This is a genomic window from Micromonospora sp. DT229 (assembly GCF_049844505.1).
In the GTDB taxonomy this organism is placed as follows: Bacteria; Actinomycetota; Actinomycetes; order Mycobacteriales; family Micromonosporaceae; genus Micromonospora.
Map to the genome: position 1 here is coordinate 314,937 of NZ_JBNCLD010000005.1, position 17,767 is coordinate 332,703.

Consider the following 17,767-nt stretch of genomic DNA (forward strand, 5'->3'; position numbering starts at 1 on the left):
GATCGTTCAGGAAGGGCTCTACACTCGACATGCAGTCGTGAAGGACTTGAGGAGGAGCCCGGAGATGAACGCCGACGAGATCGCTGCCGGACGGGCCCGCTGGCAGGCCCGTTACGACGCCGCGCGCAAACGGGACGCGGACTTCACCACGCTCTCCGGGATGCCTGTCGAGCCGGTCTACGGGCCGCCCGAGGGGGCCGCCTACCCCGGGTTCGACCGGATCGGCTGGCCGGGCGAGTTCCCGTACACCCGGGGTCTTTACCCGACCGGATACCGGGGGCGGACCTGGACCATCCGGCAGTTCGCCGGGTTCGGCAACGCCCGGCAGACCAACGAGCGCTACAAGATGATCCTCGGCGCCGGTGGCGGTGGCCTGTCGGTCGCCTTCGACATGCCCACCCTGATGGGCCGCGACTCCGACGACCCGCAGGCCCTCGGCGAGGTCGGCCACTGTGGGGTGGCGGTGGACAGCGCCGCCGACATGGAGGTGCTGTTCGACGGCATCGACCTGGCCGGGGTCACCACCAGCATGACCATCTCCGGGCCGGCGGTGCCGGTGTTCTGCATGTACCTGGTCGCCGCCGAACGTCAGGGGGCCGACCTGTCCAAGCTCGACGGTACGTTGCAGACCGACATCTTCAAGGAGTACATCGCGCAGAAGGAGTGGCTGTTCGACCCCGAGCCGCACCTGCGCCTGATCGGCGACCTGATGGAGTACTGCGCCACCGAGATCCCCCGGTACAAGCCGCTGTCGGTCTCCGGGTACCACATCCGGGAGGCCGGCTCCACGGCCGCGCAGGAGTTGGCGTACACCCTCGCCGACGGCTTCGGCTACGTCGAGCTGGGACTTTCGCGCGGCCTGGACGTCAATGTCTTCGCCCCCGGGTTGAGCTTCTTCTTCGACTCGCATGTCGATTTCTTCGAGGAGATCGCCAAATTCCGTGCCGCCCGCCGGATCTGGGCCCGCTGGCTGCGCGACGTCTACGGCGCGACCAGCGAGAAGGCGCTCTGGCTGCGATTCCACACCCAGACCGCCGGGGTGTCGCTGACCGCCCAACAACCGGTCAACAATGTGGTACGCACCGCGGTGGAGGCCCTGGCTGCGGTGCTCGGCGGCACCAATTCGCTGCACACCAACGCCCTGGACGAGACCCTGGCCCTGCCCACGGACGAATCCGCCGAGATCGCCCTGCGTACCCAGCAGGTGCTGATGGAGGAGACCGGGGTGACCAACGTGGCCGACCCCCTGGGCGGATCGTGGTACGTCGAGGCGCTGACCGATCGGATCGAGGCCGAGGCGGAGGAGATCTTCGCCCGGATCAAGCAGCTCGGTGGCGAGGGTCCGCACACCATCGGGCCGATGACCTCCGGCATCCTGCGGGGCATCGAGGACGGCTGGTTCACCGGGCACATCGCCGAGTCGGCCTTCGTCTACCAGCAGGCGCTGGAGAAGGGCGACAAGAAGATCGTCGGGGTCAACTGCCACACCGGCACGGTCGCCAAGGACCTGGAGATCCTGCGTATCTCGCACGAGGTCGAGGTGGAGCAGCGCCGGATGCTGGCCGAGCGCAAGGCCGGCCGGGACGAGGCGGCGGTGCGCGCGGCGGTGGAGAAGATGGTGGCGGTCAGCCGTACCGGGGAGAACATGGTCCCGGCGATGCTCGACGCCGTACGCGCCGAGGCCACCCTCGGCGAGATCTGTGACGCCCTGCGCGGGGAATGGGGCGTTTACCGCGAGCCTGCCCGGTTCTGACATCCACCTCGAAAGGGCGGCTGGGCAGGGGTGACAGTGGCAACCGTCTCCGGCCACGGTTGATCTGAGTTCGGCGCGGCGCGTGCGAGACTAGATAACCATGAGCGACCCACGGATCACCTCGTCGATCTTTACCCGCGGCGCGGTCGACCTCAGCGCGCTGCGCACCCCTGCACCCAGTCCCGCCCCGGCACCGACCCAGGCAGCTCCCCCCGCCGGCATCCCTGCCGGCGTACCGGGTGGCTCTGCCGGTGGGGTCACGGTCATCGACGTGACCGAGGCGACCTTCCAGTCGGAGGTGCTGGAGCGCTCCCTGAGCACACCCGTGGTGGTGGACTTCTGGGCCGAATGGTGCCAGCCCTGCAAGCAGCTCTCCCCGGTGCTGGAACGGCTGGCGGTGGAGGGCGGCGGCGCCTGGGTGCTGGCCAAGGTGGACGTCGACGCCAACCCCCGGCTCGCACAGATGTTCCGGGTGCAGGGCATCCCGATGGTGTACGCGGTGGTCGGTGGTCAGCCGGTCGACGCCTTCTCCGGGGTGGTACCCGAGGCGCAGCTGCGCCAGTGGATCCAGGCGATCCTCAAGGCCGGCGGAGTCTCCGTGGCCGAACCGGAGGACCCCCGACTCGACGCGGCCGACGACGCCCTGATGGACGGTGACCTGGACGCCGCCGAGCAGGCGTACCGGAAGATCCTGGCCGAGACCCCCAACGACGCGGCTGCGGAGGCGGGCCTGGCCCAGGTCGGCCTCGCCCGCCGGGTGTCCGGTGCCGACCCGCGGACCGCGCTCGCCGAGGCAGCGGCCAAGCCGGACGATGTCGACGCGCAACTGCTGGCCGCCGACATCGAGGTGCTCAGCGGCCAGGCCGAGCAGGCGTACCAACGGCTCGTCGGACTGGTCCGGCGTACCGCCGGTGAAGACCGGGAGAAGGTACGCCAACACCTCGTCGGCCTGTTCACCATCGCCGGTCCGGAGGACCCGACGGTCGCCTCGGCGCGCCGAGCCCTGGCCAGCGCCCTGTTCTGACCCAGTCACGCCAGCGCGGGCCGGCGTAGCCGCCGGCCCGCCTCGACCCCAGAGGACGGGAGCCCCAGGTGAGCGCGAGGAGTGAGCTTGCGAGCCCCGCAGTCGTGAACGGAGGGCGAGGTCTGTGAGCGCGAGGAGTGAGCTTGCGAGCCCCGCAGTCGTGAACGACAGCGGCCCATGATGCGCCGGGTCGCCGTCCTCGATGCGCCGAGCAACCTCGGTCTGCGGTCACCCACGCCCACCTCGGTTCCGGGCTGCGGAAAAGCACCCGGCGCGCTACGCGACCAGGGCCTGCTGCCCCGGCTGCGGGCCCGCGACGCCGGCTGCCTGACCCCACCGCGGTACGACGCAGGTGACTGGCGGCCGGGCGACGGGGTGTGCCACGCACGGGAGATCGCCGACTACTCGGTGGCCCTGGCCGACCGGGTCGGCGCGATCATCGATCGGGGCGAGTTCCCACTGGTCCTCGGCGGCGACTGCTCGATCCTGCTCGGCTCGGCGCTGGCCATGCACCGCCTAGGCGAGGAGATCGGCGGCCGGATCGGCCTGGTCTTCGTGGACGGTCACTCCGACTTCCGGCACCCCGGCAACGCCTCGTACGTGGGCGCGGCGGCTGGGGAGGATCTCGCCCTGGTCACCGGGCGGGGACAGGCCGACCTGGCGGCCATCGAGGGGCGCCGGCCCTACTTTCGGGACATCGACGTGGTGGTGCTCGGCATCCGTGCCCAGGACGAGTACCGCCTCGATCTGCAAGCCGCCGGGATCGTCACCCGTCCGGTGCCGGCGCTGCGCGTCGAGGGTGCGGCGCGTACCGCCCAGTGGGCGCACGAGCAGTTGGCCGACTGCGCCGGCTACTGGGTGCACGTCGACGTGGACGTACTCGACCCGGCCGTGATGCCCGCGGTCGACGCCCCCGATCCGGGCGGCATCGCCTTCGCCGAGCTGGAGATCCTGCTCGCCGGCCTGGTCGACACCCCGCACTGCCTCGGTGTCGAGCTGACCGTCTTCGACCCCGACTACGACCCGGACGGCACGTACGCCGCCGAGATCGTCAACACCCTGGTAGCCGGCCTTCGCCCGGTCACCACCCCCGCGCCGGTGCTGGTCCGCCCGGCTGCTGAACGGATGGAGCCGACCCCACCCACCCCACGCCGAACCGCCGACCGTCCCTCGAACCCCGCCGGTCGTCCGGGCTCGGCCGATCATGCGGGCTCGGGCGGTGGTGTGGGCCTGGGCGGTGTCGCGGGCCTGGGCGGTGGTGTGAGGTTGGCCGGTGGTCCTCCCGGCTTGGCTCGTGGTGTGGGCTCGGGTGGTGGTGCGGGCTTGGCCGGGGATGTGGGCTCGGGCGGTGGTGTGGGCTTGGGCGGTCGGGGGGTGGACGGTGTCGGTGTGTCGGAGATACGCGACATCGGTTTCTCCGCCGGCCCGGGGTCCTTGCGCCGCTCGGTGGCGGACGGGTCAGCAGAGCCGGGAACCTTACGTCGGCCTGCGACGGAGCTGGGGACAGACGGGCTCGCTCCCGAGCCCCAGCGGATGGCCGATGACGAGACGGCCGGGTGGGGACTCCCACGCCCTGCGGCGGCAGACGAACGGACCCTAGCGGACGATCTTGGCGACCCGGCCGTGGACGAGCCGGGCCCCCCGCGTGCAGGCGCCCTGCGCCCGCTGGCCGCCGCCACACAGGGAGCGATCGCCACGGGTGACGCCGCTACCCCGGGTGATTCGGGTGACTCGGCGGCCCCCAGCGAGCCGGACGAACCGAGCGAGCCGGACGAACCGAGCGGCCCGGTCGACCCTGCCGACCCGGCGGCTGAGTCGGACAAGTCCGGCGACGGGACCGGTCAGGGACCGGCGCACTCGATGATCGACACCGTTACGGCGGAGTGGCGGTAATCCGGACGCTTTGATCACGCCGTTTCGCCGTAACGGCGGCGGCGGACGGAGCCGAACGCGGCGGACGGAGCTAGGCGGCGGACGGCACCAGACGCAGCCAGGCGGACGACGCGGAGCTGGTCACGAGAGGGCGCGGAGGAAGCGCTCGGCGATCGGGACGGCCGTGCCGCTGCCGGAGCCGCCCTTCTCGACGAAGACCGCGAAGGCGACGTCGCCCTGCCAGCCGATGAACCAGGCGTGGGTGTTCTTCGGGTTGTTGTCGTACTCGGCGGTGCCGGTCTTGCCGTGTACCGGCTCGCCCGGAACGTCCTTCAAAGCCGTGCCGGTGCCGCTGGTGATCACCGTACGCATCATCTCGCGGAGGGCGTCGACGGCCTCGGGCTTCAACTCCGGGCCCGGTTCGCCGGCCGCCTCTGGTGCCGGGTCCAGGACCAGCTTCGGCGGGGTGAAGGCACCCTTGGCCACCGCTGCGGTCGCCGCGGCCATGGCCAGCGGGCTGACCACCGTGGTGCCCTGGCCGATCGCGGCGGCGGCCTGCTCGGTGGCGCCACCGCCGGCCGAGATCTTGCCGGTGAAGGCGTCCAGTCCCACCTGCCACTGACCCTCCAGGCCGAGGTTGCGGCCGGTGGCGGCTAGTCCGTCGGCGCCGAGTTGCGGGGCCAGGGCGGCGAAGGCGGTGTTGCAGGACTTGGCGAAGTTCGTGCGGAACGGCACCTCGCCGAGTTCGAAGTCGTTGGAGTTCTTGAACGAGCGGCCGTCGACGACGAAGGTCTTCGGGCAGTCCACGACGGTGTCCGGGGTGACCGCGCCGCGTTCGGCCAGGCCGAGTGCGCTGACCATCTTGAAGGTGGAACCCGGCGGCACCTGGGTGGTGAAGGCCAGGTTCTCCCCGGCGGCGCCGGGGCCGTTGGCGGCGGCGAGGATCGCGCCGTCGCTGATGCGTACGGCGACCAGGGCGGAGCGTCGTCGTTCGCCCCGCAAGGCCTGGTCGGCGGCCTTCTGGGTGGCGACGTCGAGGGTCGTCTTGACCGGTTTGCCGGGCTGCGCCTCGCGCTGGAACACCTCGGTGTCGGTGGGCACCAGGGTCCCGTCCTGCCCGGGCCGCTTGATGATCACGGTGAGGCCGGGGACGCCTCGCAACTGCTCGTCCCAGCGGCCCTGCAACCCGCCGTGCCCGACCAGGTCGCCGGGGGAGTAGCGGTCCGGGTGCTTGGCCAGGTCCTCGGCGTGCGCCGGGTCGACCGTGCCCAGCACCGCCCGGGCGAACTCCCGGGTCGGGGCCAGGTCGAGCTTGTCGCTCTGGAACTTCGTCCCCGGCAGGTCGTAGATCCGCGACCGGATCTGCCGGTACGCCTCGTCGCGGAGGGTCACCACCTCCACGAAGGCGTCCGGTTTCGCCTCCGCCAGCCGCTTCGGCAGACCCGACAGGTCGACCGGTGGGGTGATCGCCGGGCGGATCGCACGGAAAGCGGCCGCCAGCTCACGGGTCACGGCCTTGACGTCGGTGACCTCGCTGGGTTGCAGCCCGACCCGGACCACCTCGCGGGGGGCCACGATCGGCTGGTCGTCGGCGTCGAGCACGCTGGCCCGGGGGGCCCGGTCCCGCCGCAGTCCCAGCCGGTCGCCCCGGGTGAGCTGTTCCTGGACGATCTGCGGCTCCCAGATCACCTGCCACTGCTCGTCGCGGGCCTGGGTGAGTCGTACCGGCCGGTCGTAGCTCCAGTTGGTCTCGCCCGGCAGGGTCCATTCCAGGCGTACGGTCGCGGTGGCGGTGTTCTGGACGACCGTCGGCTCACCCTGCCGGGTCAGGGTGAGCGGGGCGTCCACCAGTTCGCCGGAGAGTTCCCGGATCTCCTGGACGACCGTGCTGGCGGGGATCTTGGCGCCGGTCGGGTCGACGAAGCCGATCGAGTTCAGGTCGCCCGAGCGCCAGCCGGTGAGGAAGGCATCGACCGTGCGTTCCGGGCCGTCTTCGTCGGAACAGGCGACCAGACCCGCCGAGGCGACGAGACAGGCGACCGTGGCAGCGAGTCGTGACCATTGGTGACGCTGTCGGTGCGGCCGGTGCATCAGAACTGGTTCCTCCCGGTAAGACTGCCCTGCACCGTAGTACCTCCGGACCGCCCGTACCGCCCCGGTCGGCTGGGGTTGGGCGAAAAGACAGGCCGGTCACGGTGTGAGGAACAACATGAGCTGGGGTACTCCTGATCCGGCCGAACCTCGTACCGCAACGGGTGAAAGGACGACCGTCCTGATCCGGAAGGCCGGCCACAGGTCCGCCGACGGACGACCCGGTCGGTCGGCCTAGGCTTGGCCGCAGAGTGATCCACAACGCAGTGGGTCGAGGGGAGTGGCACCGATGGACCGGCGTCCGGCGATAGAACCGGGACCCGACCTCCGGCAGGATGACACCAGCCGGGACGACAGCTTCGACACGGCGACCGACGGAGACGGCTACGGCCGCCTCGATTCAGGAGTGACCGGCATGACCGGTTCGAGTATCGACACCCTCTATGACCTGGGTCTGCCGCCAGAGGCGCTGGCAGGCGACGTGGAGGACGCCGAACTCGACGAGCAGGTACCCAATGCCGAACGACTGGTGGCCCAGGCGGTCGCGCTGGCCGGGGACGACCATGACGCGGCGACCCTGGTGGGGCGTTTCTGGCGGTTCGCGCCGGACGAGGAGCTGATCGGCTTCACCGCCGAGGAGATGCTCGACGCCGCCCGAGAGCACCGGGAGTTGGCCGAGCAGCGGGTACCGGGCGAGTTGAAGCTGCGGATCCACGCACCCGACGCGGAGCAGCACCACAGCGTCATCGAGATCGTCACCGACGACATGCCCTTCCTGGTGGACTCGGTGACCGCCCTGCTCAACAGTCACCACCTGGACGTGCACCTGCTGGTGCACCCGCTGGTGGTGGTGCGTCGGGAGCCGCTGGGTCGGCTGGTCGAGGTGGCCGCCGACGTGGAGCCGGACGACGCGATCGCCGGTGACCTGGTCGAGAGCTGGATGCACATCGAGGTCGACCCGATCCGTGACCCGGCGGAGCGGGACCGGTTGCGCCGCGAGTTGCAGCGGGTGCTGACCGATGTGCGGGAGGCCGTCGAGGACTGGCCGAAGATGCGCCAGCAGGCCCTCTCCCTGGCCGACGAGCTGGCCGCCGCGCGGACCAGCGACAACCGGCCGCCGGTGCCGGAGAAGGACATCACCGACTCGGTGGAGTTGCTGCGCTGGCTGGCACACGACCACTTCACCTTCCTGGGCTACCGGGAGTACCGGCTGGTGCCGGACTCGGACCGGGGCGGGCCGGCCCTGGAGGCCGTGCTCGGCACCGGGCTGGGCATTCTGCGGCAGGACTCGCCGGAGGCGCGGGCCCTGTCGTCGATGACCCAGGAGGCGCACGAGAAGGTCACCGAGAAACGCCTGCTGATCATCACCAAGGCGAACTCGCGGGCGACCGTGCACCGCTCGGCGTACCTGGACTACATCGGTTTCAAGATCTTCGACGACAACGGTGAGGTGGTCGGGGAGCGCCGCTTCCTGGGCCTGTTCTCCACGGCCGCGTACCGGACCAGCGTGCAGGAGCTGCCGGTGGTCCGCCGCAAGGTCGCCGAGGTGCTGGACCGCTCCGGCCTGAGCCAGCGCAGCCACTCCGGCAAGGACCTGCTCCAGATCCTGGAGACCTACCCGCGCGACGAGCTGTTCCAGATCAAGACCGACGACCTGTACCACGCCGTGATCGGTGTGCTGCGGATGGCCGGTCGCCGGCAGTTGCGGGTGTTCCTGCGCCGGGACGGGTACGGGCGGTTCATCTCCTGCCTGATCTACCTGCCCCGGGACCGGTTCACCACGCAGAACCGGCTGCGGATGCAGGACATCCTGCTGCGGGAGCTCAACGGGGTCGGGGTGGACTACACCACCCGGGTCACCGAGTCGATGCTGGCCCGGGTGCACTTCATCGTGCGGACCGACCCGACCAACCCGCCCGGGGAGATCGACGCCGACCTGCTGGCCGAAGAGCTGGCCGACGCCACCCGGCTGTGGGACGACGACTACCGGCTGGTGTTGGAGCGCAAGCTCGGTGACGAGCAGGCCAAGCACCTGTTCGTCCGGTACGCCGACGCGTTCCCGGAGGGCTACAAGGACGGGCACACGCCGTACGAGGCGATGAAGGATCTGGCCAAGCTGGAGCTGCTGGAGGAGCCCGGCCAGCTGGAGATGCACCTGTTCCGTAAGCAGCCGCTGCCGCGTGCGGTCGCCCGGGGGGCGGACGTCGACGACGCGATGGACGTCCGGTTCAAGGTCTACCGGTACGGCGAGCCGATGATGCTCTCGGCGGTGCTGCCGGTGCTGCACTCCCTCGGGGTACGGGTGGTCGACGAGCACCCGTACGAGGTGGAACGGGTCGACGGGCGGATCTGGCTGTACGACTTCGGTCTGCGGCTGCCCGAGGGCCACCAGGACCTGGCCGAGGTGCGTCCGCACGTGGAGAACGCCTTCGCGGCGGCGTGGCGGGGCGAGGCCGAGGTGGACGGCTTCAACGAGCTGGTGCTGCGCGCCGGGCTGACCTGGCGGCAGGTCGTGGTGCTGCGGGCGTACGCGAAGTACCTGCGGCAGACCGGCACGGTCTTCTCCCAGGAGTACATGGAGTCGACCTTCATCGCGTACCCGCACCTGGCCAGGCTGCTGGTGCAGCTGTTCGAGACCCGGTTCGAGCCGGGGACGCTCAGCACCGAGCAGCGGGAGCAGCGCAGTGCGGAGCTGGTCGCCGAGCTGACCTCCGCCCTGGACGACGTGGCCAGCCTCGACCAGGACCGCATCCTGCGGGCGTACCTGACCCTGATCCAGGCCACCCTGCGGACCAGCTTCTACCAGAAGCCGGTGGGTGGGCGGCCGAAGGCGTACGTGGCCTTCAAGCTGGACCCGCAGGCCATCCCGGACCTGCCCGCGCCCCGGCCGAAGTTCGAGGTCTTCGTGTACTCGCCCCGCTTCGAGGGCGTGCACCTGCGGTACGGCCCGGTGGCCCGTGGTGGTCTGCGCTGGTCGGACCGGCGGGAGGACTTCCGCACCGAGGTGCTCGGCCTGGTCAAGGCGCAGATGGTGAAGAACGCCGTGATCGTGCCGGTGGGCGCCAAGGGCGGCTTCGTGCTCAAGCGGAAGCCGGGGGACCGCGACGAGGCGGTGGCCTGCTACAAGGAGTTCGTCGGAGCCCTGCTGGACGTCACGGACAACATCGTGGCCGGTGAGATCGTGCCGCCCGACGACGTGGTCCGGCACGACGGCGACGACCCGTACATGGTGGTGGCGGCCGACAAGGGCACGGCTACCTTCTCCGACATCGCCAACGAGGTCTCCGTCGCGCACAAGTTCTGGTTGGGTGACGCCTTCGCCTCGGGTGGCTCGGCCGGGTACGACCACAAGAAGATGGGCATCACCGCCCGGGGTGCCTGGGAGTCGGTCAAGCGGCACTTCCGCGAGTTGGGCCATGACACCCAGAGCCAGGACTTCACCGTGGTCGGTGTGGGCGACATGTCCGGTGACGTGTTCGGCAACGGCATGCTGTTGTCGGAGCACATCCGGCTGGTGGCCGCCTTCGACCACCGGCACATCTTCCTGGACCCGGATCCGGACTCGGCGGCCTCGTACGTCGAGCGGAAGCGGCTGTTCGAGCTGGCCCGCTCGACCTGGGAGGACTACAACCCCGAGCTGATCTCGGCCGGTGGTGGGGTCTACCCGCGTACGGCGAAGTCGGTGCCGATCTCCCCGCAGGTGCGGGCGGTGCTCGGGCTGGGCGACGATGTCGAGCAGATGAGCCCGCAGGAGCTGATGAAGGCCGTCCTCACCGCACCGGTGGATCTGTTCTGGAACGGCGGCATCGGCACCTACGTCAAGGCGTCCACGCAGAGCAATGCCGAGGTGGGCGACAAGTCCAACGACGCGATCCGGGTCAACGGCAAGGACCTGCGCTGCCGGGTGGTCGGTGAGGGCGGCAACCTGGGCTTCACCCAGCACGGCCGGATCGAGTACGCCCGCACGGGCGGCCGGATCTACACCGACTTCATCGACAACGCGGCCGGGGTGGACTGCTCCGACCACGAGGTGAACATCAAGATCCTGCTGAACACCGCGGTCGCCGACGGCGAACTGACCGTCCCCGAGCGCGACGAACTGCTCGCCGGGATGACCGACGAGATCGCCGAGCTGGTGTTGCGGGACAACTACGACCAGGCCCGCGCGATCAACAACTCGCAGGCCCAGGCCGCCTCGCTGTTGCCGGTACACCGGCGGATGATCAGCGAGCTGGAGCGGTCCGGCGCCCTGAACCGGGCCCTGGAGGGGCTTCCGTCCGACGAGGAGTTGGCGGCCCGCACCGAGTCCGGGCTGACCGCGCCGGAGTTCGCGGTGCTGCTGGCGTACGTGAAGATCGCCCTGGAGAAGGAGATCCTCACCGAAGGGCTGGCCGACGAGGAGTGGACCAACGAGGTGTTGGTCAACTACTTCCCGTCGCCGATGCGCGAGCGGTTCGCCGAGCGGATGGGGCGGCACCGGCTGCGTCGCGACATCGTGACCACCGTGCTGGTCAACGAGGCGGTCAACCGGGGCGGCATCTCCTTCATCTTCCGAGTGGTCGAGGAGACCGCCGCGCCGGCTGCGGACGTCATCCGGGCGTACGTGGTGGTCCGTGAGGTCTTCGGGCTGCGTGAGATCTGGGACGAGGTCGAGGCGCTCGACAACAAGGTCGACCCGGAGTTGCAGACGAATGTCTACCTGGACACCCGGCGGCTGCTGGACCGGGCGGTGCGCTGGCTGGTGACCAACCGCCGGTCCCCGATCGACGTGCGGGCCGAGGTCGAGCGGCTGCGCGACGGGGTGGCCAAGCTGCTGCCGGAGCTGGAGACGCTGTTCTACGGCACCGAGCGGGAGGCGATCGCGGCCCACATCGACACGATGACCGAGCGGGGTCTGCCGCGGGAGTTGGCCGAGCAGAGCACCCGGCTGATGTACAGCTTCGGCCTGCTCGACGTGGTGGAGACCGCGGCCGGTTCCGGGCGCGAGGTGAGCGAGGTGGCCTCGATCTACTTCGTGCTCTCCGACCGGTTCCGGGTGGACTCCCTGCTGTCGAAGATCTCCCTGCTGCCCCGCGAGGACCGGTGGCAGACCCTGGCCCGGATGGCGCTGCGCTACGACCTGTACGCCGCGCTGGCCGCGCTCACCGCCGAGGTGCTCGACTCCACGCCCGCCGACCTGCCGCCGCTGGAGCGGGTGCAGCAGTGGGAGCAGTCGAACGCCACCTCGATCCACCGGGCGGAACGGGCGATGGGGGAGTTCGACGAGTCCCGGGCCGACCTGGCGGCCCTGTCGGTCCTGCTGCGGCAGATCCGCACCCTGGTGCGTACCTCGGCCGCTGCCTGATCGGTGGACGAAGCGTGGCCCGGCGGGAGAACCGCCGGGCCACGCCGTTGTCCGGGGATGGTCAGGAGTGCAGGGAGGCGAAGACGATCACGTTGTCGGGGTAGTCGCCGGTGGCCTCGTCGAACTGCCCCCCACAGGTGATCACACGTAGTCCCGGCCGGTCGTTGGGGCCGTAGACCTGCTCGGTGGGGAAGGCGTTCTTCGGGTGGGAGACCACCGAGTCCACCTGGAAGGTGGCGGGCCGGCCGTCCGCACGGTCGACCGTGATGGTGTCGCCGGGTTGCAGGGCGCCGAGGGAGAAGAAGACGGCCGGCCCGATGGCAGCCGAGTCGACATGCCCGACGATGACCGCGTTGCCCACCTCGCCGGGGCTCGGACCGGGTTCGTACCACCCGGCGAGCAGGGCCTGGTCCAGCGAAGGGACCTGGACCGTACCGTCGGGATTGGTGCCCAGTGGCATGATCTGCGCGTTGACGCCGATGCGGGGGATGCGGACCGTGGTGGGCGCGGAACGGGGCAGCCCGACCGGGGCCTGAGCGCCGCCGAGGTCGGCGTCGTCGGAGGGAGCCTCGACGGACGGGGTGGCTCCCACCCGGGTCACCGGCTGGGGTGGGCGGACCGTTTCGGTGCCCTTCAAGGCGGCGCCGACCAGCCCGGAGCCCACCATCGCGAGGAGGACGACGAAAGCGGCGCCGACGGCGCGCCACGGGTTACCGTGGCGGCCGTCGGCCCGTCTCGTCGTCGCGTCAGGCCGCGAACTCATCGGTCCGACGACGACGCAGCAGCACCAGGCCGCCGAGAGCCGCCGCGCCGACCAGCCCCGCCCCGGCGGTGGCCATGTCACGGTCGGTGCCGGCGGTCAGGCCACCGTCACCACCGTCGACCCCACCGTGCGGCAGGACGACCAGTTCGCCCTCCCCGCAGGAGCCCTCCAGCTTGTACGTGCCGGGCTTGGCGTCCTCGGCGATCCGGGCCTCGCCGTAGTAGACGAAGTCCTTCTCGTGCTCCCAACGGTCGCCCTTGTCCGCGCCGTGCTCGTCACGGTCCTTCCGGTCGCGTGCACCCTCGGCGTCCTGGCCGTGCTCGTCGCTCTTCCAGTTGCCTTCCTCGTCGGCGGCCGCACCCCCGCCGGCACCCTGCTGGGGCGCCTCCTCGCGGTCCTGCCACTCGCCCTTGTCGCCACCGGGTGTCCAGTCGCCCTTGTCCTCGCCCGGGGTCCAGTCGCCCTTGTCCTCGCCGGGCGTCCGGTCGCCCTTGTCTCCGCCGGGCGTCCAGTCGCCCTTGTCTCCGCCGGGCGTCCGGTCGCCCTTGTCTCCGCCGGGCGTCCAGTCGCCCTTGTCTCCGCCCGGGGTCCAGTCGCCCTTGTCCTCGCCGGGTGTCCAGTCGCCCTTGTCTCCGCCGGGTTTCCAGTCGCCCTTGTCGTCGCCGGGCTTCCAGTCGCCATGGTCTCCGCCGGGCTTCCAGTCGCCGCGGTCCTTGCCGTGCTGCCAGTCCTTGCCGTTCGAGTCGCCTCGGCCCCACTTGCCGCCGTCGCGGGCCGACTCAAGCTTGACCTTGCCGGTGACCTTGGACCAGACGAAGGGCTTCTCCTGCGGCTTCTCGCAGATCTCCACCAGCTTGATCTCTTCACCGGGCTTGGCGGCGTGCGGCTTGGCGAAGACCTTGCCCTCGGTCTCAGGCGGCGGGCCGTCGGCGAACGCGACTCCCGGCGCGAACACCAGCAGGGAGGCACCGCCTAGCGCAGCGCCTGCCACGACCTTCCCGAGCATCTTCTTAGCCATGACCTGTGTCACTCCATCCCTGATTGTCCTGCGGCCGGTTGCAACCGCGTCAGAACCGACGTTAGACCGTTTCATGACTTATGCAGGGAAAGATTCGTCTTTTGCCATTAGTCCGATCGGTGCACCCTGCGGCAGGCGTTGATCCCGCCGTGCCGGACTGTCCCCGGGGTGGCCCGCCGTCGCCGTTGAGAGGGTGTTCGCGCCGGTAAGGGGCTTGAGCGGTTTGTCCGCTAGACTTCCGAAAGTATCGAGCCATTGCCATGGAAGCGCTCCCATGCAAGAATCGCTGCACGCGGTTAGCGGAGCCACACCGCGCAGCAGGGAGTCGAGGGCACCGGTCAGACCGGACGGCCACCCACTGAAACGACCGGGTCAGCCCCCGATCGTCGCACCACCACCACGCCCGTCCGGGTCGGGCGCTCACAAGAATCCCGTTGGCACCGGCGGCTGTCCGCGTAGGACGCCCTGGGGCCACGTGCCGGGCCGTACAGCGGATCCGGTCTCGCCCAAGGAGATCAGTGGCATGAACGTGTGGAGAAAACTGTCCGGCCCTCGCCGGGCCGTCGCGCTGGCCGGCGCGAGCGCGCTGGTCGCGGGCGGTTTGGTGACGTTGCCGGTCTCGGCTGCGTACGCGGCGACGCAATGCGACGTGGCCTACACGACCAACGACTGGCCGGGCGGATTCACCGCCAACATCACGATCAGGAACATCGGCGACCCGATCAACGGGTGGACGCTCGGCTTCACCTTCCCCGACGGCAACCAGCGGGTGCAGAACGGCTGGTCGGCCCGGTGGACCCAGTCGGGCCGCAACGTGACCGCGCAGAACGAGTCCTACAACGGGAACCTCGCCACCGGCGGCACGGCCAGCATCGGCTTCAACGGTGCGTGGAGCGGTAGCAACCCGGCTCCGACCTCGTTCACGATCAACGGCGTGACCTGCAACGGCGGCAACCCCCCGCCCACCAGCCCGCCGCCGAGTGACCCGCCGCCCACGAGCCCGCCGCCGAGTGACCCGCCGCCCACCAGCCCGCCGCCGAGTGACCCGCCGCCCACGAGCCCGCCGCCCCCCGGCACCAAGGTGGACAACCCGTACCTGAACGCCAAGGGCTACGTGAACCCGGAGTGGAAGGCCAGGGCCGAGTCGGTTCCCGGTGGTAACCGGGTGTCCAACCTCTCGACCGCCGTCTGGATCGACCGGATCGCGGCCATCGAGGGTACCGAGGACAGCCAGTCCAACGGCCCGATGGGCATTCGGGACCACCTGGACGAGGCCGTGCGCCAGGGTGCCGACTACATCCAGTTCGTGATCTACAACCTCCCCGGCCGTGACTGCGCGGCGCTCGCCTCCAACGGTGAGCTGGGGCCGAACGAGCTGCCCAAGTACAAGGCCGAGTACATCGACCCGATCGCGGCGATCATGCGCGACACGAAGTACCGCAACGTGCGGATCATCAACGTCATCGAGGTCGACTCGCTGCCGAACCTGGTGACGAACACCTCGAACAACCCGGGTGGCACGGTCATGTGCGACACGGTGAAGGCCAACGGCGCCTACGTGAACGGTGTCGGCTATGCCTTGGCCACCCTGGGCTCGATTCCGAACGTCTACAACTACGTCGACGCCGGGCACCACGGCTGGCTGGGCTGGGACAGCAACTTCACCCCGAGCGCCCAGGTCCTGAAGCAGGCCGCTACCGCCTCCGGCAGCACCGTCAACCACGTGCACGGCTTCATCACCAACACCGCGAACTACTCCGCGCTGATCGAGCCGTACGCGAAGGTCGACACCTCGATTAACGGACAGACGGTCCGGCAGGCCAAGTGGATCGACTGGAACTGGTACAACGACGAGCAGAGCTTCGCTCAGGCCTTCCGGCAGGAGCTGATCCGCCAGGGCTTCCCCAGCGACATCGGCATGCTGATCGACACCTCCCGTAACGGCTGGGGCGGCCCGAACCGGCCCACCGCCGCTGGCCCGACGACCAGCGTGGACGCCTTCATCGACGGTGGCCGGGTCGACCGTCGTATCCACAAGGGCAACTGGTGCAACCAGGCCGGTGCCGGTATGGGCGAGCGGCCGAAGGCCGCGCCGGCGACCGGTATCGACGCGTACGTCTGGGCCAAGCCCCCGGGCGAGTCGGACGGCTCCAGCCGCGAGATCCCGAACAACGACGGCAAGGGCTTCGACCGGATGTGCGACCCGACCTACACCGGTAACGACCGCAACGGCAACAGCCGCAGCGGCGCCCTGCCGGACGCCCCGATCTCGGGCGCCTGGTTCTCGGCGCAGTTCGCCGAGCTGATGGCGAACGCCTACCCGCCGCTGTCCTGACGGTCAGGCACACCCGCCGCCAGCGGTAGGTGAGGCACTGCGGCGGCAGGTTACCCGGGCCCCTGGTCCGACCGCACCGGTCGGACCAGGGGCCCACCCCTGTTCCCGGCGAGGAGTCCCCGCCGTGGGGTGAGGTCAGGGCACGGTCTTCTCGACCGCCGCCCGACCGGTCTCGGCCAGCTCCCGCCGTGCCCGTTCGATGTTCTCCGCGGTGGGATCCTGGCCCCGGGCCGCCACCAGATCCTCCGGATCCCAGGGCTGTTCCGCCCCGGTGCGGATGTTGTCCGCAGCGGCCCCGGTGCCGGTGCCGGTGGCCCCGGTGCCGGCGGCGTACGGATCGCCGATGATCTCGGCGGACGGGTCATCCCGTCCGCCCGGTTCGGTGAAGGTCGGGGTGTCCGCGTCGGGGCCGCCCCCGGTCATCAGCTGGGGCACCCCGGAGTCGTCATCGACCGCTGCGGCCACCTCGGGGCTCTCCTCCAGCGGTCGTTTCCGCCCACGATCGGTCATCGTTGGCCACCTCCCTGTCCGCAGCCGAATCACCTGGCCCCTGCCTGGATACCCGCCAGGTCAGCGGACATGCCTACGGCGGGTGCCCCGCAGGACACCCGCCGTCGGTGGTGGTGGTCAGCGACCGAGGACCCGGTCCAGGAAGTCGCGGTACTCGCGCACGGTGACCCGCAGCTGCTCGGTGTCGGTGGCACCGGCGTCCTGCCAGCTGCCGAGCTTCTCCTTGTGCTGGGTCAACGCGGCCGACAGCGCCTGCATGGCCTCGTCGACCAGGTTCTGAGCCTCACCGGCGGCCCCCCGGGGGTCGTCGACGAAACGCATCTGGACATCGCGCCAGCGGTCCCGGAATCCCTGGGCCGTGCTGTCGTCGAACAGGGTCGCCGCCCCGGACGGCACGGCGGAGGTGGCCCCGTCCGACCCGGTGGTCTCGGTGGTCTCGGTGTCCGGGTCGACCATCGCCGGGGTGGCGCTGCCGTAACCGGCCCCGCCGGCTGCCGCCGCCTCGGTGTCGGTCCCCGGCAGGGTGGACGGGTCCGAGTCGTGCGCGTCGGCTCGGTGGCTGTCCGCGTCGCGGCTGACGTCCTCGGCCTCCCGCACCTCGGCGGGGTCCACCTCGTCGTGCCGTCCGTCGAACTCGGCCGTGGGGTCGGCCCGCAGCCCCTCGCCCGTACCGTCGGCGGCACCGTCGCCCGGTCGGGCGGTGCGCTCCGCGCGCGGGTCGGGCTGGTCCTGCGGAAGCGGGCTGGCCAGCGCGGAGGCGGCTACCGCCCCGCCGACCGTGGTCGCGCCGAAGGCCGACGGCACCGGGCCCGGCTCGTGGAACTCGGCCTGCTCGTCGTCGCCCGGTCGGCCGTCCCACGGGCGGTTGCGGTCGGTGCCGGACTCCGCGCGGGCGGCCCGCTCGTCCGTGCCGTCGAACTCGTCGGTGCCGTCGAACTCGTCCCTGCGGTCGAACTCGTCCGTCCCCTGGTCGTCGGTCACCGGTACCGGGGTCGACCGTACGGTCTCGGGGTGGTCGTTGTTGATCTGCTGTTCTTGCTGCCGCATGGTGGTCTCC

The 17,767-nt window shown here is 70.5% G+C and carries 9 protein-coding genes and 1 pseudogene; 5 read left to right on the forward strand and 5 right to left on the reverse strand.

The features are described from left to right. The first annotated feature begins 64 nt into the window (after positions 1 to 64). The 3 genes and pseudogenes from ACLQ2T_RS10830 to ACLQ2T_RS10840 all read left to right on the forward strand — a co-directional run. Positions 65 to 1,753, forward strand: a complete 1,689-nt coding sequence (locus ACLQ2T_RS10830; protein WP_425765848.1) for an acyl-CoA mutase large subunit family protein — start codon at positions 65 to 67, stop codon at positions 1,751 to 1,753. Between the two features lie 100 nt (positions 1,754 to 1,853). Next, entirely contained in the window at positions 1,854 to 2,777 is a 924-nt protein-coding gene (locus ACLQ2T_RS10835) for a tetratricopeptide repeat protein (RefSeq protein ID WP_425765849.1), read from the forward strand. A 177-nt stretch (positions 2,778 to 2,954) separates the two neighbouring features. Then, positions 2,955 to 3,873: pseudogene (locus ACLQ2T_RS10840) on the forward strand (arginase family protein); the annotation flags it as partial. A gap of 917 nt (positions 3,874 to 4,790) precedes the next feature. On the opposite strand, the gene ACLQ2T_RS10845 reads toward ACLQ2T_RS10840, so the two are convergent. Beyond that, positions 4,791 to 6,740 (reverse strand): penicillin-binding transpeptidase domain-containing protein, encoded by a 1,950-nt coding sequence (locus ACLQ2T_RS10845; RefSeq protein ID WP_425765850.1) that lies wholly within the window; start codon positions 6,738 to 6,740, stop codon positions 4,791 to 4,793. Between the two features lie 289 nt (positions 6,741 to 7,029). On the opposite strand from ACLQ2T_RS10845, the gene ACLQ2T_RS10850 reads away from it, so the two are divergent. Further along, on the forward strand, positions 7,030 to 12,084 hold the full coding sequence (locus ACLQ2T_RS10850; RefSeq protein ID WP_425765851.1) for an NAD-glutamate dehydrogenase: 5,055 nt from the start codon (positions 7,030 to 7,032) through the stop codon (positions 12,082 to 12,084). 61 nt (positions 12,085 to 12,145) lie between these two features. Here the strand turns inward: ACLQ2T_RS10850 and ACLQ2T_RS10855 are convergent, their stop codons facing one another. Then, the gene (locus tag ACLQ2T_RS10855) at positions 12,146 to 12,847 is read right to left on the reverse strand and encodes a class F sortase (RefSeq protein WP_425765852.1); all 702 of its coding nucleotides are present in this window, start codon (positions 12,845 to 12,847) and stop codon (positions 12,146 to 12,148) included. Then, the gene (locus ACLQ2T_RS10860) at positions 12,831 to 13,865 is read right to left on the reverse strand and encodes a hypothetical protein (RefSeq protein WP_425765853.1); all 1,035 of its coding nucleotides are present in this window, start codon (positions 13,863 to 13,865) and stop codon (positions 12,831 to 12,833) included. Before ACLQ2T_RS10860 ends, ACLQ2T_RS10855 begins: the two co-directional genes overlap by 17 nt. A 523-nt stretch (positions 13,866 to 14,388) precedes the next feature. On the opposite strand from ACLQ2T_RS10860, the gene ACLQ2T_RS10865 reads away from it, so the two are divergent. Beyond that, the gene (locus tag ACLQ2T_RS10865) at positions 14,389 to 16,200 is read left to right on the forward strand and encodes a glycoside hydrolase family 6 protein (protein WP_425765854.1); all 1,812 of its coding nucleotides are present in this window, start codon (positions 14,389 to 14,391) and stop codon (positions 16,198 to 16,200) included. Between the two features lie 135 nt (positions 16,201 to 16,335). Here the strand turns inward: ACLQ2T_RS10865 and ACLQ2T_RS10870 are convergent, their stop codons facing one another. Both ACLQ2T_RS10870 and ACLQ2T_RS10875 read right to left on the reverse strand, forming a co-directional pair. Next, positions 16,336 to 16,710 (reverse strand): hypothetical protein, encoded by a 375-nt coding sequence (locus ACLQ2T_RS10870; RefSeq protein WP_425765855.1) that lies wholly within the window; start codon positions 16,708 to 16,710, stop codon positions 16,336 to 16,338. A gap of 117 nt (positions 16,711 to 16,827) precedes the next feature. Then, entirely contained in the window at positions 16,828 to 17,757 is a 930-nt protein-coding gene (locus tag ACLQ2T_RS10875; protein ID WP_425765856.1) for a hypothetical protein, read from the reverse strand. Positions 17,758 to 17,767: the final 10 nt, after the last annotated feature.

Excerpts from the sequence above, each read along its gene's own strand:
- ACLQ2T_RS10860 (WP_425765853.1), bottom strand. The coding sequence starts at position 13,865 with ATGGCTAAGAAGATGCTCGGGAAGGTCGTGGCAGGCGCTGCGCTAGGC.
- ACLQ2T_RS10830 (WP_425765848.1), top strand. The coding sequence starts at position 65 with ATGAACGCCGACGAGATCGCTGCCGGACGGGCCCGCTGGCAGGCCCGT.
- ACLQ2T_RS10875 (WP_425765856.1), bottom strand. The coding sequence starts at position 17,757 with ATGCGGCAGCAAGAACAGCAGATCAACAACGACCACCCCGAGACCGTA.
- ACLQ2T_RS10865 (WP_425765854.1), top strand. The coding sequence starts at position 14,389 with ATGAACGTGTGGAGAAAACTGTCCGGCCCTCGCCGGGCCGTCGCGCTG.
- ACLQ2T_RS10845 (WP_425765850.1), bottom strand. The coding sequence starts at position 6,740 with ATGCACCGGCCGCACCGACAGCGTCACCAATGGTCACGACTCGCTGCC.
- ACLQ2T_RS10855 (WP_425765852.1), bottom strand. The coding sequence starts at position 12,847 with ATGAGTTCGCGGCCTGACGCGACGACGAGACGGGCCGACGGCCGCCAC.
- ACLQ2T_RS10870 (WP_425765855.1), bottom strand. The coding sequence starts at position 16,710 with ATGACCGATCGTGGGCGGAAACGACCGCTGGAGGAGAGCCCCGAGGTG.
- ACLQ2T_RS10850 (WP_425765851.1), top strand. The coding sequence starts at position 7,030 with ATGGACCGGCGTCCGGCGATAGAACCGGGACCCGACCTCCGGCAGGAT.
- ACLQ2T_RS10835 (WP_425765849.1), top strand. The coding sequence starts at position 1,854 with ATGAGCGACCCACGGATCACCTCGTCGATCTTTACCCGCGGCGCGGTC.